This is a genomic window from Yersinia canariae, assembly GCF_009831415.1.
In the GTDB taxonomy this organism is placed as follows: Bacteria; Pseudomonadota; Gammaproteobacteria; order Enterobacterales; family Enterobacteriaceae; genus Yersinia; species Yersinia canariae.
Window position 1 is genome coordinate 1,133,528 of sequence record NZ_CP043727.1, and the last position, 24,034, is coordinate 1,157,561.

The window sequence follows — 24,034 nt, forward strand, 5'->3', positions numbered from 1 at the left end:
ATACCTCAAAATATCCCTACACTTTCTTATTCTGTGGTGGTTTGTGGATCTTTAGGTTTTTCTTTGGGGCCGACCATTAAACCCAATTCAACAGCGATAAAACCAACGATTAAACTAGCAACCAAATAACAGATTGACACTAGAATGCCACTGGGGGTTTTCATCATTTCGACGGCACCAAATACGAAACTGGAAAATGTCGACAGGCCACCCATGATGCCGGTACCCACCATCAAATGGACATATTGGTTAATTTTACCGTTTTTAAAGAAGGAGGTGGCTAGCCCTAATAAAAATGCGGCGATGATATTGGCTGCAAAGATATCCATCGGGAAGCCATCGGCCAGTCGCGGTACTGATAACATAATAAACTCACGACACATGGCACCAAAAGCACCACCAACAAAAACTAAAATAATAAGATTCGGCATAACAATTCTCTCCGATTAATAAATTAGTCCTCTGACTAATAAGCCAGCCATGCACCAAACGCGGCTGCCGCTAAACCGACTAATACAGAGATAATCAGATATCCAGCAGCAATAGCTCTGCCTCGGGTTGTAGACAGTTTTGCCGCATCTAATTGCATGCTACTGAAAGTGGTATAGCCGCCTAAAATACCGGTTAACACGGCTGCATTCATGAGGTCACCATAGCGATCGCGCCAGTCGACACTAAAAAGAATGCTCAGATAACCAATCACAAATGCCCCCGAAATATTAATTAGAAAAGTGCCGAGGGGGAAATTACCTTTATATATTTTGCCGACACCGAGCCCTATCCACCATCGTAATAGTGAGCCGATCCCACCACCTAGCCCAACCCACATGACATCGATTGCAGTCATAAAAAACCCTCCATAGTTATTCATTAGAGTGGCAATAATTGTAGTACAAATAAGCCATGGCAGCATTCGGATATATGAATTATAGAGTAAGATTTGATGCAGAAAGGGCGGGGTGCTTGCAGTGGTAGAAGATAGGGTTAAAATAGGAATGCTGTTTCAAAAATACAATAAATGGAGATAGAAGCCATCATGCCTTACAACGCAGATCCTTCCCGATATAACCAAATGCAATATCGCTTTTGTGGAAAAAGTGGCTTGCAGCTTCCGGCACTGTCACTTGGACTTTGGCATAACTTTAGCTTTAACAATACATTAGAATCACAACGTACATTACTGCGTAAAGCTTTTGATCTGGGAATTACCCATTTCGATTTAGCCAATAATTACGGGCCACCACCGGGGTCGGCAGAACAAAATTTCGGTAAGTTGTTGCAAGACGACTTCAAACCTTATCGTGATGAATTGATAATCTCGACTAAAGCTGGTTATAACATGTGGCCCGGTCCTTATGGTGCCGGTAGTTCGCGGAAATATCTGCTTGCCAGCTTAGATCAAAGTTTAAAACGTCTGGGGTTGGATTATGTGGATATATTCTATTCCCACCGTGTTGATGAAAATACGCCGATGGAAGAAACTGCATCAGCATTAGCGCAGGCAGTACAAAGCGGTAAAGCTCTGTATGTCGGAATTTCCTCCTATTCTTCTGAGCGGACTGCCAAAATGGCGGAGTTATTGCAAGAATGGAAAGTCCCTCTGCTTATCCATCAGCCCTCATATAATATTCTCAACCGCTGGGTTGAGCAGACAAACCTATTAGATACTTTGGATAAACAGGGTGTCGGCTGTATCGCTTTTACACCTCTAGCACAGGGATTATTAACTGGAAAATATCTCAATGGTATTCCGGATGATTCCCGAATGAAGAAAGAAGCAGGCGGATCGCTGAAAGAAAATATGCTGTCACAGGCAAATCTGCGCAGCATCAAATTGTTGAATGAATTAGCTGAACAACGTGGGCAGTCTTTGGCGCAGATGGCATTAAGTTGGTTGTTGAAAGATAATCGCGTTACATCGGTTTTAATTGGTGCTAGCCGCCCAGAGCAATTGGAGGAAAACTGCGCCGCCTTGGGTCATCTGAACTTCAGTGCAGAAGAATTACGTGCGATTGATCAGCATGTTGCCGATGGGCAGCTCAATTTGTGGCAGGCTTCTTCGGATCGTTAATTTGTTATAACTCGTCACTGACAGTAATCATGTAAAAGCCGGAAGATTTTCCGGCTTTTTGTCGGAGATATATTGGGAAATTATGGATTAGTCGCAAGGCCGACTTTTAGTAACTTACCATCGCTCTCGTCCGTCAACAGATAAACATAGCCGTCAGGTCCGATGCGCACATCGCGGATTCGTTCGCCGCGCGAACCCAGCAGGCGCTCTTCGGCAATGACTTTATCGCCATCCAGTTGCAAGCGAATTAACTCTTTTTGCGCTAATGCTCCAATGAATAGTGAGTGTTGCCAGGCTGGGAATCGAGCGGCATTATAAAATGCCATCCCACTGATACCTGGCGATTTTTCCCAGTAATAAGCGGGCTGTTCAGTCCCATCAAGATGCGTACCTTTGGCTTCAGGGATCGGCAAACCAGAATAATTCACGCCATGCGTTGCTAATGGCCAGCCGTAGTTTTTTCCAGCCTCGGGGATATTTATTTCATCGCCACCTTTCGGCCCATGTTCATTAGACCACATCACGCCACTCCATGGGTTAAGTGCCAGCCCTTGCGGATTGCGATGGCCGTAGGACCAGATTTCTGGTTTTGCCGGTGACTTATTAGTAAAGGGATTATCTTTTGATACCTTACCGTCGAGGGTTAGACGGACAACTTTACCTTGATGCAAGCTCAAATCCTGAGCTGTCAGGCGCTGATTATTTTCACCTAGGGTGATAAAGAGATGGTTTTGTTCATCAAAAGCTAATTTACCGCCAAAATGGTTGCCAGTTGATAATTTGGGTTGTTGGCGGAAAAAGACAGTGAAGTTTTCAATGGCAGTTCCTTGCGGATTAAGGCGACCATAGCCGACTGCTGTACCGGCTTTCCCATCCTTTCCCTCTTCGGCAAAACTGAGATAAATGCGCCTATCTTGAGCAAACTTCGGTGATAATGCCACTTCAAGTAAGCCACCTTGCCCTTTGGCATACACCGCAGGCACCCCTTTTAAGGGCTCTGATAGCGCTTTTCCTTGCTGCCATAATCGTAACTGCCCGGAACGCTCAGTGATTAAAATCCCTCCATTTTCCGGCAAAAATGCCAGGGACCAGGGATGATCCAGCCCATCTTGCAGTTCAGCGACGGTCACTGTGGTGGGAGGGGCTGCTATCACTGGTGTCGAGATAAACACACTGAGTATGAGGAATTTTAATACCTGCAAAGGCAGTCGAGAAGTTGGTGTTTTATATCCTAATAACGTCATTAGCCACTCCATAAATATGCAAACACCTGTTAACTTTAGAGTATTAAGTAGAAATCGGCTATTTTTGCCTCTAAACCGTGTGTGGAGAAGAGAATAGTGGCTATGCACTTCGCTTCACGAATAAAGCTGACGGGGTGAACTCAGGCTAAAAGTGAGAAAGTCTGGATGAAACGATTATCAAACCAATAAGATTCCCTAATTTATCTTTTTATAGGTTTCAATAGATTTTATCGCTATCCCTTGTTGTTCCAAAATCCTTCAATAAAAACTAACCACCTGAAATACAAATGAATTAAACTTAATTCGCCGAGCAAAAAAATAATCATTTTGCGATAACCATCACATTGTAATAACTAAGAAATGTGAAGGCTATCAATGTGGAAAGTCAATTAGAGACGATTATGCTTGTGCTAGGATTACTGTATTGGCTGTCAACTCCGTATACTGCCGACAACCAGAAACAATGGAGCTGGGCAAGGGGCACGATAAAGTTCAGATAAAGGGAATTCACCATTGCACTGGCATATGAATAACTTGTGTCTTTTGAACATCAAAAGGTGTTGGGTATGGAAAAGAAAAAAATTTATCTATTTTGCTCTGCTGGTATGTCTACATCGTTACTGGTTTCCAAAATGAAAGTGCAAGCAGAGAAGTATGAAGTGCCAGTGATAATCAATGCTTACCCGGAAGCGCTGGCAGCACAGCATGGCACTGAAGCAGATGTGATCCTATTAGGGCCGCAGATTGCTTACATGTTGCCCGAGGTCACCAAAATGTTCCCTAACAAACCCGTCGAAGTGATTGATTCAATTCTGTACGGAAAAGTTGATGGTTTAGGGGTATTAAAAGCTGCTGTTGCCGCAATAAAAAAAGCAAAACAATAAGGGGAGCACTGTGAGCGCATTTATTAATTCACTGGAAAGGGCCATATTGCCCTTCGCCATTAAAATTGGCAAACAGCAACATATTAATGCTATCAAAAATGGGTTTATCCGTTTGATGCCGTTAACCCTAACAGGGGCCATGTTTGTCCTTATAAATAACGTTTTCTTAAGCTTTGGTGAAGGGTCATTCTTTTTCTCTATGGGTATCCGTTTGGATGCGGATACCATCACCACGCTCAATGGTTTTAAAGCAATAGGTGGCAATGTTTATAACGGTACCCTTGGAATCATGTCGTTAATGACGCCATTCTTTATCAGTATGGCCTTGGCTGAAGAGAAAAGAGTCGATCCTCTGGCTTCGGCACTGTTGGCGATTGCTGCCTTTATGACCGTGACCCCATACAGTGTGGGCGATGCTTATGCGGTGGGTGCTAACTGGTTGGGCGGCGCGAATATTATTTCCGGTATTATCATCGGCTTGGTGGTTGCAGAGGTGTTCGCTTTCATCGTGCGCCGCAACTGGGTTATCCGTCTACCTGATAGTGTGCCGACTTCAGTTTCTCGTTCTTTCTCTGCATTGATTCCTGGTTTTATCATCCTCTCTTTCATGGGCGTGATTGCTTATGCCCTTGGGTTGCATGGCACCAACTTCCACCAGATCATTATGGACACCATTTCAGCTCCGTTATCTAAAATGGGCAGTGTTGTGGGTTGGGTGTATGTGATGTGTTCCTCACTGCTGTGGTTCTTCGGGATACACGGCGCGATGGCATTATCTGCGCTGGAAAGTGGCATTATGATGCCGTTTGCGTTGGAAAACGTGGCAACTTATACCCAATATGGCTCAGTTGCTGCGGCATTGGCTGCTGGCAAAGAATTCCATATGTGGGCTAAACCTTTTGTTGATTCTTATATCTTCCTCGGCGGCACTGGGGCAACACTTGGTCTGGTTATTGCTATCTTTATTGGTTCCCGCCGTGAAGATTATCGTCAGGTGGCAAAACTGGGGGCACCGGCAAGTATTTTCCAAATTAACGAACCGATTCTGTTTGGTTTACCGGTTATTATGAACCCGCTGTTCTTCATTCCGTTTATTCTGGTTCAACCGGTATTAGCCATCATCACTTCCATTGCGTATTACACCGGTTTTATTCCGCCAATTACCAATATTGCTCCGTGGACAATGCCTGTCGGGTTGGGGGCTTTCTTTAACACCAACGGCAGTATCGCTGCAATGCTATTAAGTTTGTTCAACCTCGGCATTGCAACAATGATTTATCTGCCGTTTGTGATTATTGCCAATAAAGCACAAAACGAAATAGATCGTGAAGTTCAAAGCGAAGAAGAAATAGCTGATAGCTTGAAATTCTAATTGTAAAACCCATTTAACGTACGAGGTTGGAGGCTGGAATGAAATATCAATTTCCCGAGAGTTTTTGGTGGGGTAGTGCCACTTCTGCAACCCAATCTGAAGGGGCGTCATTGCAGGATGGTAAGAGCCAAAATATTTTCGATTATTGGTATGATATTGCTCCAGAACGTTTTCATGGTCAAATTGGCCCGGAAAACACCTCCACCTTTTACGATAATTATCAGCAGGACATTTTGCTGTTAAAAGCATTAGGACATAATACTTTCAGGACATCGATTTCATGGTCGAGACTGATTCCAAGTGGTGACGGTGAGCTTAACCCTAAAGCCGTCACCTTTTATAACGCGGTAATTGATTCTTTATTAGCGAATGGCATCACACCGTTTATCAACCTCTACCATTTTGATATGCCACTGTGTATGCAAGAGAAAGGGGGGTGGGAAAGCCGCGCGGTAGTGGATGCTTATGCTCGCTATGCCAAAATCTGTTTTACCCTGTTTGGTGACCGGGTAAAACACTGGTTTACCTTTAACGAGCCAGTTGTGCCGGTCGAAGCGGGCTACCTGAGTGACTTACATTATCCTTGTGTGGTGGATTTTAGCCGCGCGGTGACCGTGGCCTACCATAGTGTACTAGCGCACGCCAAAGCCGTTGAAAAATATCGAGAACTAATGCTGGGCGGCGATATTGGCATCATTTTGAATCTCACCCCGACGTATCCTCGCTCTGACAGTATTGCTGACAAATCGGCCGCTAACTGCGCAGATTTGCTACTTAACCGCAGCTTTCTTGACCCTGTCACGAAAGGTGTTTATCCGGATGAGTTGATAGCATTGCTGCGCGAGCACGATTTGTTACCACATATTGAATCTGGTGACTGCCAGCTTATTGCCAATGGCATTGTCGATTTATTAGGGGTTAACTATTACCAGCCAAGAAGAGTTAAGGCGAAAGATATTCCAACCCCTCGGGGGCAGGTGAAAACGCCGGAAGACTTGTTTAGTTTCTATGAGATGCCAGGGCGGAAAGTGAACCCACATCGTGGCTGGGAAATTTATGAAAAAGGCCTGTATGACATCCTGACAGACCTGAAACAGAATTATGGCAATATCCCATGTTATATCTCTGAAAATGGCATGGGTGTTGAGGGGGAAGAGCAATTTATTACCCCGTCAGGTCAGGTTGATGATGAATATCGCATTGAGTTTATTCGCGAGCACTTAAAATGGTTACATCGTGCGTTACAAGAGGGCAGTAATTGCAAAGGTTACCACCTGTGGACGTTTATTGATTGCTGGTCTTGGCTCAATGCTTATAAAAACCGCTATGGATTAGTACGGTTGAATATCGTGGATCAGTCGCGGATGATAAAGAAAAGTGGTTATTGGTTTGCAGATGTCGCAAGGCAAAACGGCTTTAATTAACAGTATTAATTTACGGAGTAACAACAGTATGTTTGATTTAGACAAAATCGTTGATGAAGCGCAACCTACTGATGAACTAGAAGATGTGGTCATGGGGTTAATTATTAACGCCGGTCAGGCGCGGAGTTTGGCCTATAAAGCGTTGAAACATGCCAAAACAGGTGATTTTGCCCAAGCAGAAGAGCTGATGGCGCAATCTCGTGCAGCATTGAATGAGGCGCATCTGGTACAGACTCGGCTTATTGAAACTGACCAAGGTGAGGGGAAAACCCGTGTCACTCTAGTATTGGTACATGCTCAGGATCATTTGATGAATGCAATGTTAGCCCGAGAATTAATTGCAGAGCTGATTGAATTACATCAAAAGCTCAGCTGATCCACACCAATCTATCCGTTGTTTTAAATAAGAGAGTGAAGGTAAATAAGATGGAAGTCAGATTAGTACGTGAAAAAGACTTTTTTAACGGAAAAGAATTCCATCTGTTTATTTATAACAAAACGGAGAGTGCGACTGGTTTACATCAGCACGATTACTATGAATATACACTGATATTAACCGGTATGTGTTATCAGGAAATCAATGGCAAGCGTGTCTTTTTAGAACGCGGTGATTTCGTTTTTATCCCCATGGGCTCCCATCATCAAAGTTTTTACGACTTTGGTGCCACGCGAATTTTAAATGTGGGGATCAGAAAGTCTTTCTTTGAAGAGCATTATTTTCATCTGCTCTCCAGACCTATTGTTGCCTCGCAAGCCTACCGCCTGAAAGGTGATTTTCTTTCTTATATTGAATCAGCTATTTCTACACCGCACTTTAGGGAAGACGAGTTGACAGAATTGGTCGAGTTACTGACCTTTTATGTCACTAACCGCATCAGTCATTATAAAGAGACTGAGGTCAATGACGATATTCCGCTATGGCTAAAAACCAGCATCGACAAAATGCACGATAAATCGATGTTTGGTGAAAAAGCGCTGGTGAATATGATTCAACTTTCGGGCAAAACTCAAGAGTATCTGACTCGTGCAACCCGGCGTTATTACCAGAAAACACCGATGCAAATTATTAATGAAATTAGAATCAATTTTGCCAAAACGCAGCTTGAGGTGACGAATTATTTTGTCTCGGACATTGCCTTTGAAGCGGGATACAGCGATACCACGTTATTTATCAAAAACTTCAAGAAATTGACCTCTTTTACGCCAGGAAATTATCGTAAGAAATTCAATTGCGTCAGAGAGGGTTTATCCGATTAGTCTCCGGTCAGATAATTGCTACCGGAATAGACCCACAAGGCACGCTCAATGGAAAAGTTACTTATTGTTAATGCAGATGATTTTGGTCTATGCAAAGGTCAAAGTTACGGGATCATTGAAGCATTTCGGCATGGTATTGTCTCATCAACTACAGCGATGATAAATTGCGCGGATATTTATCATGCCGCAGAACTCAGCACGCAGAACCCATTGTTGCCAGTGGGTATGCACTTTGTTCTAACTTATGGCCGGCCTTTAACGGCTATGCCGTCTTTGGTTGATGCAGAGGGAGAACTGGGTAAATGGCTATGGGAGCGGGCCGAAACGGGTGAATTAAATCTGGATGAAATTGTCCAAGAGCTGGTCGCGCAGTTTGATAAATTTATCGCTGTTTTTGGCCGTCCCCCCACGCATATTGATAGCCATCACCATGTCCATATGTTGCCTCAGATTTATCCGCTGATTGAATCTTTTGCCCACGAAAAGTCACTGCCATTACGTATTGATCGCCATGCGGTGCAACAGCAAAAGATTGTGCTTAACAACCCCCGCAGCACTGAATGGTTTGATGCTGGTTTTTATGGCAAAGATTTGACGGAACAGTCATTTTTGCAACTGTTGGACGTCGCTGACGAGAATGCGATTAATTCTGTTGAGGTGATGTGCCACCCAGCGTTTATCGACAAAATTCTGATGGCTAGCAGTTATTGCTACCAACGACTAACTGAGCTGGAAGTCCTAACCTCCCCGATTTTAAAACAAATTATTGCCGATCGTGGTTACCGTTTGGGATCGTATCTCGATTGTTGAATTTCAGTTCATGCGCTTATCGGTTAAATTATTAAGTCATGAGATTGCTTACGGATAATTGCTATGGGTATTTCACTTTATGATTAAGTCATAACAAATGACAATAAGTGTAAATACTCCGTTTTAGTTGACCGTTATAGTAGTCCGCTTCCTTTGGTTTGGCTGATTCGATCCCCTTAACGGCAAGAGGTTTTGTTTGCCTTGCCATTGCCGAGTTTCCAAAATTTTAGGCACCTCATAAACAATAATGCTTTACGAGGTGCCTAAAAGGTTTGGATTTAATTAGTTGGCTTCAGATTTCGCGGGACAAATTGAAGTCACAAAAAAGCCCGCAGGGCTTCTAGGACTTCGTTGGATGGTTCTGGTAACCATCAACCAAGAATTTGGTGCTGGGGGACGCTGAATAGATTAATCAATCTATTGTTTTTATTGGTAAAAATTGAATTCAACTTTGTTTCGTATACCTAAGCGTATACCAATTACTTGAAGTCATGGGTTTTGTTGGTCATTTCCGAGCAAATAAGAAATGCGATTTGATATTGGTCTTTTACATGCCTGTTTGCGAAAAAAAAGATTTATAGAAAAACTGTTCACACTGTTCACTTTTGAATTTAATCATTTAAATACAATAGATTAAGTGGTGATGAGTTAGTGACGAGTTTATCCTAACTAGTCACTTGCTGTGAACAGTCGGCCATTGAATACAAAAACACCGGCCTAGGCCGGTGTGATTGTTTTGAGGTGCCAAGAGTTGTGGGGCAGAATTGGGGATAAAAGAAAGGCCTGCAAGCAGGCCCGAGTACACACTGATACATTGCTCCCCGGTGTTGGATGTATGAGGTTTGTACAACGCAACTATAAGCGTCGTAACTGATAGCGTCCAATGGGTTAGGCAGATCAATAACAGCATATTGATCGGTAGAAACGATCGTGATGCTGTTTATTCAATATGCCTCACATTTAGGCAGCCAGTCGGCTTCGCAGTCTTCACTTAATATCAGATTGGTTTGCATCCCCTGATTGGTCTTACGTTTCAACAAGGCTATTTCATATTCGCTCAAGGTCTGTGGCACAGCGCGCCCGAATGCGGTCAGGCTCATTGGCCGTTGATGGCCGCGCGCCTCCATAAATGACAGGTAAGCGTGATACAGGTATTTACGCGGGTTGGCCGGGATAATATTAGCATTCCCCATATACAGGCCATTGGGCGCATTAACCGCCAGCAGATAACCACAAAAATCAACCAGCGGGTCAGCACCGCGTTTAATTTCCAGTGCTTCATCCGAGTTCTGCTGTGCTTCGAGTAACACACGTGCTTCATTGGGAACGGTAAAACGTTGCATCAGGTGGCGCACAATCACCGCCAGCTCACCGGTAATTTTCGCCAGTAATAGCGGATCGCGCTCATTGGCCGGGATAACTTCCGGGAACGGCAGGATAACCCGGCGACGGGAGACGCCGCCGCTGCGGTCACTGAACTGCATCGGGTTATTATTGACGGCCAGAATCACCGCCGGAATATGAGTGGAATAGGCATCACGGTATTTTGGGTCTATGGCGACAGCATCACCGCCAGTGATGGCTTTAATACCCGCACCGTCACCGCTCCAGCGCTCTTGGTCTGGCAGGATAATCAGAGAGAAGCCCACCACAGAAGCACGTTCCCGCGATGACTCCAGCGTATCGATAGTAGCTGAGGTGGTATTGTCTTTACCGGCCAGCAAGCTGGCAATGGAGGCCATCACGCTTTTACCACTGCCGCCCGGCCCGGTTACTTCGAGGAACAGTTGCCAGTCATAGCGGTTCGCCAACACCATATAAAGCGCCGCGAGAATACGCGCCTGTTTCTCGTGTTGTTGCCCGGCGGCCCGCGTTAACCAGCGCCAAAAGTGCGGGGCATGGTCAGACAGATTTTCCCCGGCTTTGGGCGGGGTGTAATCGACACTGTTTACCGTGCGTAGCCAGTGCGTTTTCTGGTGTGCGCTGAACTGGCCGGTAGTGGTATCAAATACCCCGTTACGAAAACCTATCAAGTGCCGAGCGGGTGTTCCCATTTGTGGCACCATCAGCTTGAGCGTATCGAGTACGCTGTTTATCCCGGATGCTGAGAACGGGGCGCGGATTTTATGGAACAAGGCGGCAATTTCCCGGCTGAGTACCCGATACGGCAGCACCTGCCACGCCCCGTTCTCATAACGGCACAGGTCTTCACCCACCTGTGGCACGGCCAACAAGTGTTGATAGTGCTCTGCTAATAGTTCGGCCTTTTCACTGGCGCTCATGGCTTTCAGGTCGGCATCACTGAGCGTATCGAACGGGCTAGGCTGTTGCGGCTGATTGAATGCCTGTAACTGGGTCAGGGTAGCCAGTTTGCCTTGCTGCTGATAAACGTCGTTCCAGTCACCGACAACCGGCGGCAACGCCAGCTTACCGCCGCTCATTTGGGCGGCCTCGGTTGCGCGGGTCTGGCCGGTGCCGTTCTCGTCATTATCGGCGGCCAGCAATAGCAGTGCATCCGGGTAGTGAGTCCGCAACTGTTGCGCCAGCGCGGGCAGATTGTTCGCACTGAGCGCAACACACACACTTTCCCCGGTCAGGTGATGCACCGTTAGGCCGGTAGCATAGCCCTCGGTCAGCCAGATAACGGTATTATCCTGTCCGGCTAAGAAATGACAGGCGGCTTTCACCTGTCCTCCGGCCAGTGTGCGCTTGTCACCGTTGGCGTTAATCAACTGGATGTTGACTACCTCACCGGTGTTGTCGGTCAGGGGGAATAACAGGTCGCCGGGTTGATAGGTAATACCGCCCACATGCAACGATTGACCGTGTAATGTCAGCGTCTCCAACTCCGGCCAGCCTTTGGCGGTCAGATAGGCATTCTCGGCCAGTGATTGGGCGACAGTCAGTAACTGTCTGGCCTGTTCTGCGGCCCGCTGCCGTGCCTGCGCTTTCTCCTGCGCTTCCTGCCCGGCATTGTGTGCCGGTAATGGCTGGGATAGTGGTTCCCCTAACACCTCGGCCACTTTGCAGGCGGCTTCCTTGGGAGTGACCGCCAGCACCTTTTCAACCAGATTCAGGCCATCACCGCCGCCGCACTGGTTACAAAACCATGTGCCACGCCCTTGCAGGTTATCAAAGCGAAAACGGTCTTTACCGCCACACATTGGGCAGGGCTGCGCCCGACCGCCAGCGGTGATGTTAATACCGAGCGCGGGCAGCAATACCGGCCACTGGCCGGTGGCTGCATGTGAGGTGTGTGAAACGATTAATGTTGTCATTCTCTGTTTCTCCTCAGTGCAGGGTGGTTTGACTGGTTGTGGTTATCTGCGCTTGGCACAGTTCATCCATCATTTTTTGCCCCAATACCGTCAGGCGCGGCGGAGCCAGCAGAATATCCGGCTGTACCATGTCACTGAGCATGGTGCAGGCCATATCCATACCGGCCTCTGGCCCATGCCGGCGCACATAGTAGCCCTCAATATCCATCGCAATCGCCATTTGCAATTCATCCAGCGAGTAACCAAGGCGTACCCCGTGAGACACGCAGGTATCCAGATAGGCATGGGCTAACGCACGGCGATAAACAGCGGTACGGACTTCAACGGGCAAACAGGATTGATTTAGGGTATTCATGCGATAGGTGCCTCCATGCGGGATAAGATTTGTGATTCGCAGGTGTTCATTACCTGTCCGAGTTGGTCAGTCAGTAGCGCCACCATTGAGGCGAACGATTCAGGCGACGGTGGGGTAATGCCGTGCAACAGGCTGCTTTGCGTTTCCAGCATATCGAGGAATGTCACACCGACATTGTGTGCATGCTGGAGGCGTAAGAAATCGGCGTGAGGGATGCTGTACTGTGTATCACAGTCATAACGGGCGGCAAGGGTATTCATGCGACTTCCCCCAGTGGCAGACGGCCAGCAAACGACAGGATGTAGTCACGGGTTAAACACAGGCGGGCATTCTTCTCACTGCTGGCGGTAGTACGCAGCATGCAGGGACGCGCCGTTAATTCTGTACGGCGAACAGCAGCAAACAGATAGATAAATTGCGGGTATTGTGACGATAGGGTCGTAGCCATAATCATGGCCTCCTTTGTTAGCTGGTTACAGCTACCACTGGAGTTCCTACACTCATGGGTGGTAGCCCAGACGGGGGTAGGAATACCGGCAACAAAGGAAACCGGCCAGCCCGAAGGCTGCCCCGCCTGAGCCACCATTGCTTGATAGCGACAGCGGTGTAGAAACCACTGTGCAAAAAACTGGTAGGCCGAGGCCACGACATAAAAAAACACGCCTGGCGCGTGTTGTGTCGCCTTTGTTAAACACGGGTTCCTACGCCCGGCTGCCGATTTTGCGACAGCACGGCGACTATAACGCAAGGCCTGCAAAAAATGCAAGCCAGAGAAAAGCCCTTTTTGCGGGATGAATGTCATCGGTTTAACAATCAGTCTGAATATCAGGCTTGGGCTGAGTAGGAGCACGGGAGTAGAAATTGGCCTGTGCTGGCGTACTCGGCGTATTGCCCGACATCACTTGCACCACGCCGTTTAGCTGGCTGCGGTACTTGGGTAAAGCAAGGCCGGGTTGTTGCTGTGCAATCTGAAACGCCTCAGCGATGTATTGCACGTCGCCCTCATTCAGAGTGAAAAATTGCTCGCCGATTTTTAGGGTGATCATGCTGATACCCCCTGACGGTTAGCAATACGCTCTGCCATCCAGCCCTCAATCTCAGAGGCCAGCCATGCGACGTTCTTACCGCCGAGGGAAATCTGTGCGGGGAAGTGATCACGGCTAATCAATTCATAGATAGTCGAGCGGGATAAAGCGGTGGTGTTAATCACTTCCGGCAGACGCATAAAGCGGTCACGCGGGTAGTGTGTTGCCATTGGGGGCGGTGCATTGGATAAAGCCTGTTGTGTCATTGCAAGCATGTAAAGCTACCTTGTTATTGTCCGGCCATATACCGCCGGGTTTGCTGGGATTCAGTTGGGTAGCCCCCTATTGTGAGAATATTTTTACCTGATGCAACAAGCCATTGTTGTGTGATTCACCACTACGAATACGTGTAAAAATGACTGTATTTGCCGTTCCGGGTGTATGTGGGTGTATTCGGGTATATGTGTGAAAAGGGTGTTTTTTCATACTGAGGCATTAGCGATAAAAAGAATTAAAAGGCATTGATTGATATTAAAATGCTCTAAAAAGAGTGAGGGTACTTGAACACAATAGTGAGGGTTTTGCCTGCTTTTTAAGCTAGCCAGAGAAAAGGCTCTTTTTAACCCAGTGAACAGTAGTGAACACTTGGTGAATAGTTTTAAATGAACTGCTCACCCTTTTATTTATTGATTATTAATACTTTTTTCTTAAAGTGAAGAGTAGTGAACAGTTTTGATAGAACTATTATTTTTATGGCCTTGTTTAGGCTGATATAGAGCATGTGTTGTATGGGAAATGGTACAACGAGCATTGATTGAGACGTTGTGTGAGAGCTTGCAAAATGACTCCACCTTGACTGAGACGGAGTTATAACTAGATGAGCCAAACAACCCCACACCCAGTTACACCCGCCCTTGAAAGTTTTAAAGCGGCAAAAGCGCAACACCTGAAAAATGAAAAAACCTACGAAGAAATTATTGCCTCCATTACCCGCAGTCAGCAAAAGCAGCGCGACGCCGAAAACCAGAGTCAACAGGCTGACGGCACTTGGAGAAAATTGTTTCGCAGCCTGCGCGGTGAAATGACCGAGGAACTGCAAACCGAACATATCCGCCGGATTTCACAGCGGGAGCTGGCACAGGAATTCGGGCACCTGATTGAAGAGTTGGAGTTGGATAAGAGTCAAGTCCTGCTGGAACTGTGCGCGTCAGCAAAACCTTATAAAGATGCCCATCGGGAAGCTCTAATGGCTTACGCTAAAGAGGAAATGATAGCTGCGTTGAATACCTTGTCACCAGAACTCATGCGAGCGGTAAAAATTAAAATGGTCGTTAACGAGATTTACGGTAATGAATCACCAGAGCGTATGCTGGGTCTACTCATTACTGCCGCCACTGCCGTCGCCACCCTGTATCCCTTAAACATGGCAAAAGAGACCATTCTGGCTGAACTGACCATAGAGCGGCCACAACCGGGTTACGTGGATTCTGATTTGAACAATAGTCCGATAACACGAACACGGCTAACTGAAGCAATTAAGGCAAAAAGGAAGAAACTCAATCCAACTGGGGAGCAATAATTATGATGCGTTGTCCGGTATGTAAACATGCATCTCATACGCGCTCTAGTCGATATTTATCAGAGCAGACAAAAGAGGCCTATTATCAGTGCCAAAATATAGAATGTTCTTGCACCTTTAAATCGGTTGAGAGTGTTGACAGAATTATTACTCGACCTCCGATTAAAGAACCTGAAGTAATACCAACGGTTATTCTACCAGAGCGGAAAATATTAAATCGCTACGGCTCTAACGCGCGAATTCATTAATAAATCTACCTCGCCTGTAATCTCTCAAGGCGGGTTTTTTCTCCGACTATCACCACTTCGCTCTTGCCGTTTAAGGGCTTTTTCTCTGGCTAGCCTGCCAAAAAGAGCACTGCATGCATATAGTGCATGATTTTGCATGCAACGCCCCGGCATCAAAACACCTGAAACACCGCGCCACAAGGGCTTGTAGACTCTCTATGTCATGCATGAAAAGTGCATGACAAAGTCAGCGCGCGTAGGCGGGGGACCATTGCGCGCTGGACATGGCTATATCATTTGGCAACTAAACCTGATGAGTTTCGCTAGAAGCAAAACCTTTTTTGGTTTTAGTAAATTTAATGGCCAATTTTCTTCCTTTCTTAAATTCAGTCCATTTACTTTTATTTATATTTATACAGCTATCAATATGGATTAGAAATTCTTCTCCATCATTTTTCTTAGCAAAAACAAAACCTTTATCAATTGTTAGATCATTATAAATCTCAACAATTATATATCCGTTTCTTTCCCATGTTTTCAACTCGAAGTCAATTTGATTTTCAGCATCTGTAAAATCCATCCATTTTTTCTCTTTGAATGGATTGTTAGGTGTTTTATACATCATAAATGTACGTATTATTTTAATTACATCCTTACTTTTCATGTTAAATGATTTAGAGTATTTTGTCATTTCAGATAGATTTTTTTCAGCGAATAAAATCATGTCATTAATGAATTCTTGTGGATAAAAAACACCTTCGGTAATTATATTTTCAACTAAATATATAGCTTTTATACCTTCATCAGCTAGGCGCTCATTTAGCTCATAATTATTAAATATAAATTCAGTTATGTAAATTATTTCTCTCAAATGAGTTATTACATTACCTAGATCTATCTTGTATGTATTTTCTATGCTTCTTTTTAAAGCAGCAACTCTAAAGTAACTAACTTCTTGTATATGATTAGACTTTTTCCAATCATTTGTATATTCGATTACATCACTATACTCTTTTCCATATAAATGAACTCCAAGATACTCTTTTGTTATTGTCGCTGAAAAAATACTTCCTGATTTATCTGGATCATCAAATCCTTCATTTATTAATTCTTGTGCAGTATTCTGAGCTTCAATAAAGTCACCCCAATCTTTAAAGAAATAAACAAGGGTTAATTTATTTAAAGGATTTTCCTCCTCAAGTTTAATTGCCGATTTGATGGTGCTTATAGCTGTTGGATAATCCCCCAGTGCAGCGAGTAACCTTGAGTATGTCCTTAAAAAAATAGCTTCCTTGTTATAGATTTGTTGCAATGTTCTAAATTTCTCATAGCTTAATATTATTTTATCTCTGTTTGGATTCTTTGGAACTAAGATTCTGTTTGTTTCATTTATTAAAATCTGTAGTGATTCAGGGCAGCTATGAGGTATGTACCTATAATCAAATTTATGGATTTCTTTATCTGTCTGGAATTTTTGTAAATGTAATAAAGATTGTCTCTGTTTTCTTTCTTTTTCGGCTAATTGAGAACGTGCTGCTGTATTCCTAGGATTCAGCATCAGAAGCTCTTTGACTGATTCACTAAGCGAAAATAGATCCTCTCCATTTGATGAGCTAGATCGAGAAATCAGAGATGTATTAGCTAGCTCTTTTATTGCTCTGGCACTCAAATCTTGGTCCATTTCTAGAAAATGCGATAAATAGTTTCGGGAAACACTTCCACTAATAAATAGGCATTCAAGAATAAGTACAGCTTCGTCAGATAGTGTTTCTATTAAATTATTATAAGAGAATGCAGCTATGTCTTTCTTTGCTTTCTCGATTGAATCTGGTACTGGAACCCCTGAATGGACTGCGTCAATAGTTAATCGTATTGCCAAAGGGTTATAATGTGAGAATTTTGCTATTTTTACTAGTTCTTGATGAGTTATATTCATCATCCCTTTTTTATCAGAGTAAGACCGAGCTAAATGTTCTGCTCCTGATGACTGAAGTTCTTTTAATATGATAGGGTAAGCTCCGTCAACCATTACTCGGCTGGTAACCATTACTTTAAAATTACTTGGCAAGCTATATTGGAATCTAATAAATTCCTCTGGTCCGTCACGTAATAGAGTTTCTAGATTATCTATACATAGGAGAATATTACTACTATTTTGCTTTTCTATCGTATTTTCGAATAAACTGTCAATTCCATCATCAGATAAGTTACTCTCAGGTTCAAGAAAGTATAAAATCTCTTTCTTTATTTCAATGATGGAATCTACATTTTCAAGTTCTTTGATACCATCAACAGTTAAGTGATGTTTCTTTAGTGTTACATAACAAATACGACCAAACTCATTTCGAGCATCAGGGGATAAGCTTAATTCTTTTAAAAAGTCTAATGCTAAAGCTGTTTTACCAACTCCGCCGGGCGCAACTATTGCAATGAAATTAATTCTTTTGTTATTTATGGCTTTTAATACTTCTTTTTTCTCGTTTTTTCGACCTATTAACGATGTTATATCATGATCAAATTTTTCTGGGAGATTATTTTCAATCTCCCAGCTAACTTGTTTTAACCATTCTTCTGGCGGTTCTTTCAGTTGGCCACTCAAAGCGGCATAAAATGACTCTTGCACTAGGTTAAGTTGCAGAGCTTCAATCATCGGGTGAGATGCGATTGCAGCAGCACAGTACCAATAATGGTCATGGAAGGTTCTGCTCGGATGACTTATTTGGTTTCTAATAAAGAATAAGTTGATCTTAATGCAAAAATCTTTTAGCTCATTTAGTTTTTCATAATCACTAGAACCTTTTGATATTATTAATGCATAATTAAATATATCACTTATATAACTAGCTTCAATTAGAGCTGAAGTGTTATTTATTACACCTCTGCCTTTTTCTATCTCCTCTGCCGATCTAGCATCAAAATGCTCTTGGAGTAAATCTACATTTCTACTACCATTATCTCTTTTTATATAAGAGCCTAAGCTTTTCTCTAATGCATAAACTATCATACTTGTTTTAGTATCAAGAAATGTAGACATTATCTAAACTCTCCTGTTCATTAAGTCGCTTGATTTCTGTAAACATACGTTCCCCACCATTCCATGAGCTCACGTCTATGTAGTAGGTAAGTCGAACGATTATATGCTCTTCTAACCTCATTTTTATCACTGTGAGCAAGTGCTGCCTCAATTATATCAGCATTAAATCCAGCCTCATTCATAGCAGTACTAGCGATAGAACGTAAACCATGAGCGACCAGTTTGCCGCCATAGCCGATACGTTTTAATGCAGCGTTGGCTGTTTGGCTGTTCATCGGTTTCTTTGGGTCATTTCGACTGGGAAAAGCATGCTTACGATTTCCGCTTATAGGTTGCATTATTTCAAGAATATATAATGCCTGATCTGAAAGGGGAACTATGTGATCTCGTTTAGCTTTCATGCGTTCGGCAGGGATACACCATTCTCTTTTATCGATATCAATCTCTGACCATGCTGTCGCTGATGCCTCAGCTGGGCGTATTAGTGTCAATAATTGCCACTCAAGTAGGCAGCGGGTTGGTATCGAGAGATTGCTCATTGAAATAGTACGCATTAACTTGGGGAGTTCTTCTGGCCTTATGGTGGGCATATGCTGCTTTTTAGGCCTTTCAAACGCATTACCAATGCCTGATGCTGGGTTGGCATCAATCAAACCTACATTGACCGCATAAATCATTATCTCGTTTATACGTTGCACCAATCGCCTGACCGTCTCTAATGCCCCACGTGCTTTGATTGGCTCTAATACCTGAATTAGTGTACGTGCTTTGAGTTCTTGGACGGGAATATTTTCGATGCTGGGTAAGATGTCTTTTTCGATAGAACGCCAAATATCTTTCGCATGGGCTGCGCTAACGTGGCTTTCTTTCAACTCGAACCATTTGCGGGCGACATTCACAAAAATACTTTCCTCCGCTATCTGGAGCTTTTCAGCTTCTTCACCAGCCCTTGCTTGGGGATCTGTTCCTCGGACTAACATCGCTAGTTTCTCTGCGCGTATCTCTCTGGCATCAGCAAGGGATAGAGCAGGGTAAGCGCCGAGGCTGATCATAGTGCGTTTACTACTGTTAGGAAGCTGATAGCGGAAACGCCAAATTTTCTTGCCAGTGGTTTTGACTAACAAAAATAAGCCATCACCATCATGGAGAGTTAGGTCTTTATCTATGGCTTTTGCTTTTTGTACTTCGGTGTGGGTGAGGGGGCGTGTAGTCCGCGCCATGCAAGGTTCTTCCCTGTAATTGGTATACGTTTATTGGTATACATCTTAGCGTATACCAATTCGTATACCAATAGACGCTGGTTTCAGGTGGATATCCTCGGACTACTACAGATACAAAAAAGCCCGCAAACCTAGGTGGCGTGCGGGCTTTCCGTACTTCTCCGGACTTATCTGGTAATACCCGGATCATTATTTGGTGGAGCTGGGGGGATTTGAACCCCCGTCCGAAATTACTACACCGTCGGCACTACATGCTTAGTCCAATCATTACATTCGCCGGCCAGCTGCGGATGGACACGCCACTGACAAACTATCCTGATTAGTTTTAATGCTTCCACCCCAGGCAAGGTTTCCACACGAGCTCTTTTAGGTTTGACCTCTCTTGATCCCCGTCCTAAGAGCGGAGGCTAGGGAGAGAGGGCTCTAAGCAGGGTATTAAGCTGCTAGTGCGTAGTTTTCGTCGTTTGCGACTATTTTTTTGCGGTTTTTTACGAGGCCTCCGCACCTCGGCATGCACCTTGGGTTTCGCGAATCCCGTCGAATCCAGAATCAGCCCCAAAGAACTTCATCAGTATAACAGAACTATGTCCTGCTAAGCCAGTGACTTAACGATTTGCGTGCTTCATGATGCGCGCTTTATCCAACTTCCATTCGCGATCACGAATATCATCGCGTTTGTCGTTGTCTTTCTTACCTTTGGCCACACCGATTTTAATTTTCGTCCAGGCATTTTTCCAATACATGGAGAGTGCAACCACAGTGTAACCTTCACGATTGACCCGCCCAAACAGGGAGTCCAATTCGCGTTTATTTAGAAGCAGTTTACGAGTACGCATTGGCTCGCAAACAACATGAGTCGATGCCACGTTTAACGGCGTAATAGTGGCACCAAATAAGAATGCCTCACCGTTTTTAAACATAACATAGCTGTCACTGATGTTAGCTTTGCCCGCACGCAGTGATTTTACTTCCCAACCTTGCAATGCAAGACCTGCTTCGAATTCTTCTTCAATGAAGTATTCGTGGCGGGCACGTTTATTTTGCGCAATGGTTGCGGAACCGGGTTTGTATGCTTTTTTCTTTGTCATAGTGTTGATCATTATACTGTATGCGCAGACGAATGAAATCCTTTCCAGTAGGATGCCTGTGCATTTTGTCTCATTTGTTGCAAGGAATGCCTAGCAGATTTTTTGTCTGGCGCTGGATAAATGGTATTATCAGTGCGTTTTATGTCTCACAGGAAATGTTATGCCACAGATTACCCGCTCTGCGTTGGTTCCGTTTAGCGTAGAACAGATGTATCAACTGGTTAATGATGTTCGTTCTTATCCAGAGTTTTTGCCGGGTTGTACTGGAAGCCGGGTACTTGATGCTACTGAAAATGAAATGACGGCCGCCGTCGATGTTGCCAAGGCCGGAATTAGTAAAACGTTCACAACACGCAATACACTCACTGATAACCAAAGTATTGATATGCAACTGGTTGATGGGCCGTTTCGTAAGTTAATGGGAGGGTGGTATTTTACTCCATTGAGTGCGGATGCCTGTAAAGTTGAATTGCATCTCGACTTTGAATTTACCAATAAGCTGATTGAGTTAGCTTTCGGCAAGATATTCAAGGAATTAGCCGGTAATATGGTGCAAGCTTTTACTCAACGGGCAAAAGAGGTTTACAGTGCCTGATATTCGCGTAGAGGTAGTTTATGCCTTACCTGAACGTCAATATCTGCGTACTGTTTTCCTTGAAGCGGGAAGCACTGTTGAAGAGGCTATCAGAGCTTCTGGTCTGCTTGAATTGCGGCCAGATATTGATCTGGTAAATAATAAAGTGGGTGTCTACAGCCGCCCAGTGAAGCTTGCAGATAAGCTTAATGATGGTGACAGGGTTGAGATATATCGCCCCTTACTTGCTGATCCTAAAGAATTGCGTCGGCAACGAGCCGAACAGGCAAAAAAATAAGGCACAATCTGCGCCTTATTTTTTGTTGTAGCCCTGAACTGCCACGGAAAAAAACGTGCGCTATCGTGTAGCGACATAAGCAATGATTGGCTTTTTACCTAAAGCACCCATCAGTGTTCGCCCCTTCAACCAGCTCTGCAATCTTCGGATAAATTAATTTCCTGTTAACGTTGGTTCGTTTTTGATATCAGTCAAAACACCACTGCTATCAAAGGTCAACGTTAATGTTTGTTGTGTGACTTTCTCGTGACCAGGTTGCTGACGGAATACGTAGAACCAGGTTTTAGTTCCAAACGGGTCCTGAAGCATTGGGGTGCCTAAGGTATATGCCACTTGTTGCTGGGTCATACCCTTATGAATTTTGGACGCATCATTAGGTGATAAATAGTTACCCTGATTAATATCAGGCCGGTAGACCACCTTCTCCAGCGTTGAACAACCTGCAGTAAGCATTGCAAGCATCACAGCGGCGGCAGTCAGCATTTTACAGCGCATAGTAATCACATTCCTTTAGGGCGTAGGATGACGATGATAATAGACCTTGCAGCAGTTGGAAACCTTTACAGGGCACCTGTATGACCTCTGGAAAGAAAAAAAGTTAATCTTTTCTATGCTGCGAGCAATTCTTTTGCATTTGCTAAGGTGTTTTTCGTCACTTCACTACCGCCTAGAAGGCGCGCCAACTCTTGCAAGCGAGCTTTTTTATCTAGCCGATGCATATGGGTTTCAGTTTCAGTGCCATCAGTTTGTTTACTCACAAAGAAATGTTGGTGACCACAACCTGCAACTTGTGGAAGATGCGTCACGCACATGACTTGGGTCGATTCGCCCAACTGGCGCAATAGGCGGCCCACTATGGCTGCCGTCGGCCCACTGATACCCACATCGACTTCATCAAAGATAAGTGCGGGAGTATCCATTTTACGCGCTGTAATGACCTGAATAGCTAATGCGATACGAGAAAGCTCACCACCTGAGGCCACTTTTGCCAGTGGTTGCAGCGGTTGACCAGGATTTGTGGTGACACAGAACTCAATTCGGCTGGCTCCTTCTGCGCTAAGGTGCTCAGGTTCAAACTGGGTTTCAATAGTGAACCTGCCATGCGGCATTGATAGTTCATGCATACTTTCTGTGATTAGCGCTGCCAATTCGTCCGCATAATGCTGGCGTTCTGCATGTAGCCGCTTAGCAATCGCCAATGCGTGCTGATAGTGAGTGTTTACTGCATGGCTGAGCTGCTCGTGATCATTTTCTTGTTGCGAAAGTTGTTGTTGCTCATCCAGCAGTTGCTGATGAAATTGTGGCAACTCTTCCGGGGCAACATGATGTTTGCGGGCCAGATTTAATTGGCGGGATAACCGCTGCTCCAGTTCATACAGACGATTCGGATCCATATCAAATTGTTCGGCATAGTGACGCAATTCATCACTGGCTTCACTGATTTGGATTGAAGCCTCTTCCAGCATATTCAGTAGATTATTAAATTGCTCATCCATTCCTGCCAGTTCTGTTAACTGATGCTTGGCTGTGTAAAGTTGGCTAAGAATATTATTCTGCTCATCATCAGACAGTAATTGTAGGGTTTGTTGGCTGAGTGATAACAACTGCCCACTGTTAGCCAGACGTTTATATTCAATATCAATTTGTTCATATTCCCCTGCTTGTGGGGCAAATGAATTCAGCTCTTTTAATTGATATTGCAATAGTTCATGGCGAGCATTGCGTTCCAGCGATTGTTGTTGATGCAGTGCCAGCGCACGACAGCTTTGGTGCCAAATTTGATAAGCCGCTTTCATTTCAGCGAGTAAAGTTGATTGGTCTGCATAGGCATCCAACAGTTGCTTTTGATGGTCAGGTCTTAACAACAGTTGATGAGCATGCTGGCCGTGAATTTGGATTAAATGTTGGCCCAATTCACGTAATTGAGATAAAGGCACTGCCGTACCGTTAATAAATCCTCTTGAGCGGCCATCAATGCCAATAGCGCGCCGTAGCAAGCATTCATTGCTGTCATCAAGGTGATTGTTTTCTAGCCACTGGCGGGCTGATGGGGTATCTGTCAAAGAGAAACGAGCGCAAATGTCTGCGCGTGTTGCCCCTAAGCGAACCATGCTGCCGTCTGAACGGCTGCCAAGGCATAACCCTAATGCATCTATGGCAATAGATTTACCCGCCCCAGTTTCACCAGTAATTGCCGTCATCCCGGGTTGAAAATCAATTTCTAACTCACGCACAATAGCAAAATTACTGATAGTTAATTGGGCCAGCATGGTAAATCTCCTGTGCATAAACAC

The 24,034-nt window shown here is 44.6% G+C and carries 25 protein-coding genes, 1 other RNA gene and 1 pseudogene; 11 read left to right on the forward strand and 16 right to left on the reverse strand.

All coding sequences use genetic code 11. From position 1 onward, the window contains the following. Positions 1–26 precede the first annotated feature (26 nt). Both crcB and F0T03_RS05265 read right to left on the reverse strand, forming a co-directional pair. Positions 27–431 carry a fluoride efflux transporter CrcB gene (crcB, locus tag F0T03_RS05260; protein WP_145555042.1) on the reverse strand — a complete coding sequence of 135 codons (405 nt, stop codon included), beginning with the start codon at positions 429–431 and terminating at the stop codon, positions 27–29. A 35-nt stretch (positions 432–466) separates the two neighbouring features. Continuing rightward, positions 467–847 (reverse strand): fluoride efflux transporter FluC, encoded by a 381-nt coding sequence (locus F0T03_RS05265; protein WP_087768817.1) that lies wholly within the window; start codon positions 845–847, stop codon positions 467–469. A gap of 189 nt (positions 848–1,036) precedes the next feature. On the opposite strand from F0T03_RS05265, the gene mgrA reads away from it, so the two are divergent. Further along, entirely contained in the window at positions 1,037–2,071 is a 1,035-nt protein-coding gene (gene mgrA, locus F0T03_RS05270; RefSeq protein WP_145555041.1) for an L-glyceraldehyde 3-phosphate reductase, read from the forward strand. 80 nt (positions 2,072–2,151) lie between these two features. Here mgrA and F0T03_RS05275 read toward each other — a convergent pair whose 3' ends face one another. Then, positions 2,152–3,315: a PQQ-dependent sugar dehydrogenase gene (locus F0T03_RS05275; RefSeq protein ID WP_159677383.1), complete on the reverse strand. Its 1,164-nt coding sequence runs from the start codon at positions 3,313–3,315 to the stop codon at positions 2,152–2,154. 566 nt (positions 3,316–3,881) lie between these two features. Between F0T03_RS05275 and F0T03_RS05280 the strand changes: the two genes are divergently transcribed. Genes F0T03_RS05280 through chbG form a run of 6 tightly spaced genes read left to right on the forward strand, consistent with a single transcriptional unit; the run spans position 3,882 to position 9,062 of the window. After that, entirely contained in the window at positions 3,882–4,199 is a 318-nt protein-coding gene (locus F0T03_RS05280; RefSeq protein ID WP_050076468.1) for a PTS sugar transporter subunit IIB, read from the forward strand. Between the two features lie 10 nt (positions 4,200–4,209). Beyond that, on the forward strand, positions 4,210–5,571 hold the full coding sequence (chbC, locus tag F0T03_RS05285; protein ID WP_145555039.1) for a PTS N,N'-diacetylchitobiose transporter subunit IIC: 1,362 nt from the start codon (positions 4,210–4,212) through the stop codon (positions 5,569–5,571). 38 nt (positions 5,572–5,609) lie between these two features. Then, the gene (locus F0T03_RS05290; RefSeq protein WP_159677384.1) at positions 5,610–6,995 is read left to right on the forward strand and encodes a glycoside hydrolase family 1 protein; all 1,386 of its coding nucleotides are present in this window, start codon (positions 5,610–5,612) and stop codon (positions 6,993–6,995) included. Between the two features lie 28 nt (positions 6,996–7,023). After that, positions 7,024–7,371, forward strand: coding sequence for a PTS N,N'-diacetylchitobiose transporter subunit IIA (gene chbA / locus F0T03_RS05295; RefSeq protein ID WP_145555037.1), 348 nt, complete (start codon positions 7,024–7,026; stop codon positions 7,369–7,371). 35 nt (positions 7,372–7,406) lie between these two features. Further along, entirely contained in the window at positions 7,407–8,252 is an 846-nt protein-coding gene (gene chbR, locus F0T03_RS05300) for a transcriptional regulator ChbR (protein WP_281347277.1), read from the forward strand. Between the two features lie 48 nt (positions 8,253–8,300). After that, complete coding sequence (chbG, locus tag F0T03_RS05305; RefSeq protein WP_159677386.1) at positions 8,301–9,062, forward strand: chitin disaccharide deacetylase; 762 nt, start codon at positions 8,301–8,303, stop codon at positions 9,060–9,062. Positions 9,063–9,192: 130 nt separating this feature from the next. Here chbG and F0T03_RS05310 read toward each other — a convergent pair. From F0T03_RS05310 to F0T03_RS05340, 7 genes and pseudogenes are all read right to left on the reverse strand, one after another. Then, positions 9,193–9,270 (reverse strand): annotated as a pseudogene (locus tag F0T03_RS05310) (integrase arm-type DNA-binding domain-containing protein); the annotation flags it as partial. Between the two features lie 736 nt (positions 9,271–10,006). After that, entirely contained in the window at positions 10,007–12,340 is a 2,334-nt protein-coding gene (locus F0T03_RS05315; protein ID WP_159677387.1) for a primase-helicase zinc-binding domain-containing protein, read from the reverse strand. A 13-nt stretch (positions 12,341–12,353) separates the two neighbouring features. After that, complete coding sequence (locus F0T03_RS05320) at positions 12,354–12,695, reverse strand: DUF5375 family protein (protein WP_159677388.1); 342 nt, start codon at positions 12,693–12,695, stop codon at positions 12,354–12,356. After that, positions 12,692–12,955, reverse strand: coding sequence for a hypothetical protein (locus F0T03_RS05325; protein WP_005172893.1), 264 nt, complete (start codon positions 12,953–12,955; stop codon positions 12,692–12,694). The genes F0T03_RS05320 and F0T03_RS05325 overlap by 4 nt, the downstream gene beginning before the upstream one ends. Further along, complete coding sequence (locus F0T03_RS05330; RefSeq protein WP_159677389.1) at positions 12,952–13,497, reverse strand: host cell division inhibitor Icd-like protein; 546 nt, start codon at positions 13,495–13,497, stop codon at positions 12,952–12,954. Before F0T03_RS05330 ends, F0T03_RS05325 begins: the two co-directional genes overlap by 4 nt. A 4-nt stretch (positions 13,498–13,501) precedes the next feature. After that, positions 13,502–13,741, reverse strand: a complete 240-nt coding sequence (locus tag F0T03_RS05335; RefSeq protein ID WP_005172887.1) for a hypothetical protein — start codon at positions 13,739–13,741, stop codon at positions 13,502–13,504. After that, complete coding sequence (locus tag F0T03_RS05340) at positions 13,738–13,995, reverse strand: helix-turn-helix transcriptional regulator (RefSeq protein WP_057651282.1); 258 nt, start codon at positions 13,993–13,995, stop codon at positions 13,738–13,740. Before F0T03_RS05340 ends, F0T03_RS05335 begins: the two co-directional genes overlap by 4 nt. Positions 13,996–14,597: 602 nt before the next feature. On the opposite strand from F0T03_RS05340, the gene F0T03_RS21660 reads away from it, so the two are divergent. Next, complete coding sequence (locus tag F0T03_RS21660; protein ID WP_246169928.1) at positions 14,598–15,299, forward strand: aldehyde dehydrogenase; 702 nt, start codon at positions 14,598–14,600, stop codon at positions 15,297–15,299. A 2-nt stretch (positions 15,300–15,301) separates the two neighbouring features. After that, positions 15,302–15,547, forward strand: a complete 246-nt coding sequence (locus F0T03_RS05350; protein WP_005161896.1) for an ogr/Delta-like zinc finger family protein — start codon at positions 15,302–15,304, stop codon at positions 15,545–15,547. A 283-nt stretch (positions 15,548–15,830) separates the two neighbouring features. Here the strand turns inward: F0T03_RS05350 and F0T03_RS05355 are convergent, their stop codons facing one another. The 4 genes from F0T03_RS05355 to smpB all read right to left on the reverse strand — a co-directional run bounded on the left by F0T03_RS05355 (position 15,831) and on the right by smpB (position 20,868). After that, positions 15,831–18,560: a tetratricopeptide repeat protein gene (locus F0T03_RS05355; RefSeq protein WP_159677390.1), complete on the reverse strand. Its 2,730-nt coding sequence runs from the start codon at positions 18,558–18,560 to the stop codon at positions 15,831–15,833. Between the two features lie 20 nt (positions 18,561–18,580). After that, positions 18,581–19,780, reverse strand: coding sequence for an integrase domain-containing protein (locus tag F0T03_RS05360; RefSeq protein WP_159677391.1), 1,200 nt, complete (start codon positions 19,778–19,780; stop codon positions 18,581–18,583). A 194-nt stretch (positions 19,781–19,974) separates the two neighbouring features. Beyond that, positions 19,975–20,337: a transfer-messenger RNA gene (gene ssrA / locus F0T03_RS05365) on the reverse strand. A 48-nt stretch (positions 20,338–20,385) separates the two neighbouring features. Next, positions 20,386–20,868, reverse strand: a complete 483-nt coding sequence (gene smpB, locus F0T03_RS05370) for an SsrA-binding protein SmpB (RefSeq protein ID WP_032910756.1) — start codon at positions 20,866–20,868, stop codon at positions 20,386–20,388. 160 nt (positions 20,869–21,028) lie between these two features. On the opposite strand from smpB, the gene F0T03_RS05375 reads away from it, so the two are divergent. After that, positions 21,029–21,463 carry a type II toxin-antitoxin system RatA family toxin gene (locus tag F0T03_RS05375; RefSeq protein ID WP_208787094.1) on the forward strand — a complete coding sequence of 145 codons (435 nt, stop codon included), beginning with the start codon at positions 21,029–21,031 and terminating at the stop codon, positions 21,461–21,463. Continuing rightward, positions 21,456–21,740 carry an RnfH family protein gene (locus tag F0T03_RS05380; RefSeq protein ID WP_159677392.1) on the forward strand — a complete coding sequence of 95 codons (285 nt, stop codon included), beginning with the start codon at positions 21,456–21,458 and terminating at the stop codon, positions 21,738–21,740. The genes F0T03_RS05375 and F0T03_RS05380 overlap by 8 nt, the downstream gene beginning before the upstream one ends. Before the next feature lie 153 nt (positions 21,741–21,893). On the opposite strand, the gene bamE is transcribed toward F0T03_RS05380, so the two are convergent. Both bamE and recN read right to left on the reverse strand, forming a co-directional pair. Continuing rightward, on the reverse strand, positions 21,894–22,235 hold the full coding sequence (bamE, locus tag F0T03_RS05385; protein ID WP_025379253.1) for an outer membrane protein assembly factor BamE: 342 nt from the start codon (positions 22,233–22,235) through the stop codon (positions 21,894–21,896). Positions 22,236–22,348: 113 nt separating this feature from the next. Next, positions 22,349–24,010, reverse strand: a complete 1,662-nt coding sequence (recN, locus tag F0T03_RS05390) for a DNA repair protein RecN (RefSeq protein WP_162526881.1) — start codon at positions 24,008–24,010, stop codon at positions 22,349–22,351. Between the last annotated feature and the right edge of the window lie 24 nt (positions 24,011–24,034).

Bases quoted from the DNA above. Each gene is read 5' to 3' on its own strand.
- crcB (WP_145555042.1), bottom strand. From the start codon at position 431: ATGCCGAATCTTATTATTTTAGTTTTTGTTGGTGGTGCTTTTGGTGCC.
- F0T03_RS05265 (WP_087768817.1), bottom strand. From the start codon at position 847: ATGACTGCAATCGATGTCATGTGGGTTGGGCTAGGTGGTGGGATCGGC.
- mgrA (WP_145555041.1), top strand. From the start codon at position 1,037: ATGCCTTACAACGCAGATCCTTCCCGATATAACCAAATGCAATATCGC.
- F0T03_RS05275 (WP_159677383.1), bottom strand. From the start codon at position 3,315: ATGACGTTATTAGGATATAAAACACCAACTTCTCGACTGCCTTTGCAG.
- F0T03_RS05280 (WP_050076468.1), top strand. From the start codon at position 3,882: ATGGAAAAGAAAAAAATTTATCTATTTTGCTCTGCTGGTATGTCTACA.
- F0T03_RS05290 (WP_159677384.1), top strand. From the start codon at position 5,610: ATGAAATATCAATTTCCCGAGAGTTTTTGGTGGGGTAGTGCCACTTCT.
- chbA (WP_145555037.1), top strand. From the start codon at position 7,024: ATGTTTGATTTAGACAAAATCGTTGATGAAGCGCAACCTACTGATGAA.
- chbG (WP_159677386.1), top strand. From the start codon at position 8,301: ATGGAAAAGTTACTTATTGTTAATGCAGATGATTTTGGTCTATGCAAA.
- F0T03_RS05315 (WP_159677387.1), bottom strand. From the start codon at position 12,340: ATGACAACATTAATCGTTTCACACACCTCACATGCAGCCACCGGCCAG.
- F0T03_RS05320 (WP_159677388.1), bottom strand. From the start codon at position 12,695: ATGAATACCCTAAATCAATCCTGTTTGCCCGTTGAAGTCCGTACCGCT.
- F0T03_RS05325 (WP_005172893.1), bottom strand. From the start codon at position 12,955: ATGAATACCCTTGCCGCCCGTTATGACTGTGATACACAGTACAGCATC.
- F0T03_RS05330 (WP_159677389.1), bottom strand. From the start codon at position 13,497: ATGACATTCATCCCGCAAAAAGGGCTTTTCTCTGGCTTGCATTTTTTG.
- F0T03_RS05335 (WP_005172887.1), bottom strand. From the start codon at position 13,741: ATGATCACCCTAAAAATCGGCGAGCAATTTTTCACTCTGAATGAGGGC.
- F0T03_RS05340 (WP_057651282.1), bottom strand. From the start codon at position 13,995: ATGCTTGCAATGACACAACAGGCTTTATCCAATGCACCGCCCCCAATG.
- F0T03_RS21660 (WP_246169928.1), top strand. From the start codon at position 14,598: ATGAGCCAAACAACCCCACACCCAGTTACACCCGCCCTTGAAAGTTTT.
- F0T03_RS05350 (WP_005161896.1), top strand. From the start codon at position 15,302: ATGATGCGTTGTCCGGTATGTAAACATGCATCTCATACGCGCTCTAGT.
- F0T03_RS05355 (WP_159677390.1), bottom strand. From the start codon at position 18,560: ATGTCTACATTTCTTGATACTAAAACAAGTATGATAGTTTATGCATTA.
- F0T03_RS05360 (WP_159677391.1), bottom strand. From the start codon at position 19,780: ATGGCGCGGACTACACGCCCCCTCACCCACACCGAAGTACAAAAAGCA.
- smpB (WP_032910756.1), bottom strand. From the start codon at position 20,868: ATGACAAAGAAAAAAGCATACAAACCCGGTTCCGCAACCATTGCGCAA.
- F0T03_RS05375 (WP_208787094.1), top strand. From the start codon at position 21,029: ATGCCACAGATTACCCGCTCTGCGTTGGTTCCGTTTAGCGTAGAACAG.
- bamE (WP_025379253.1), bottom strand. From the start codon at position 22,235: ATGCGCTGTAAAATGCTGACTGCCGCCGCTGTGATGCTTGCAATGCTT.
- recN (WP_162526881.1), bottom strand. From the start codon at position 24,010: ATGCTGGCCCAATTAACTATCAGTAATTTTGCTATTGTGCGTGAGTTA.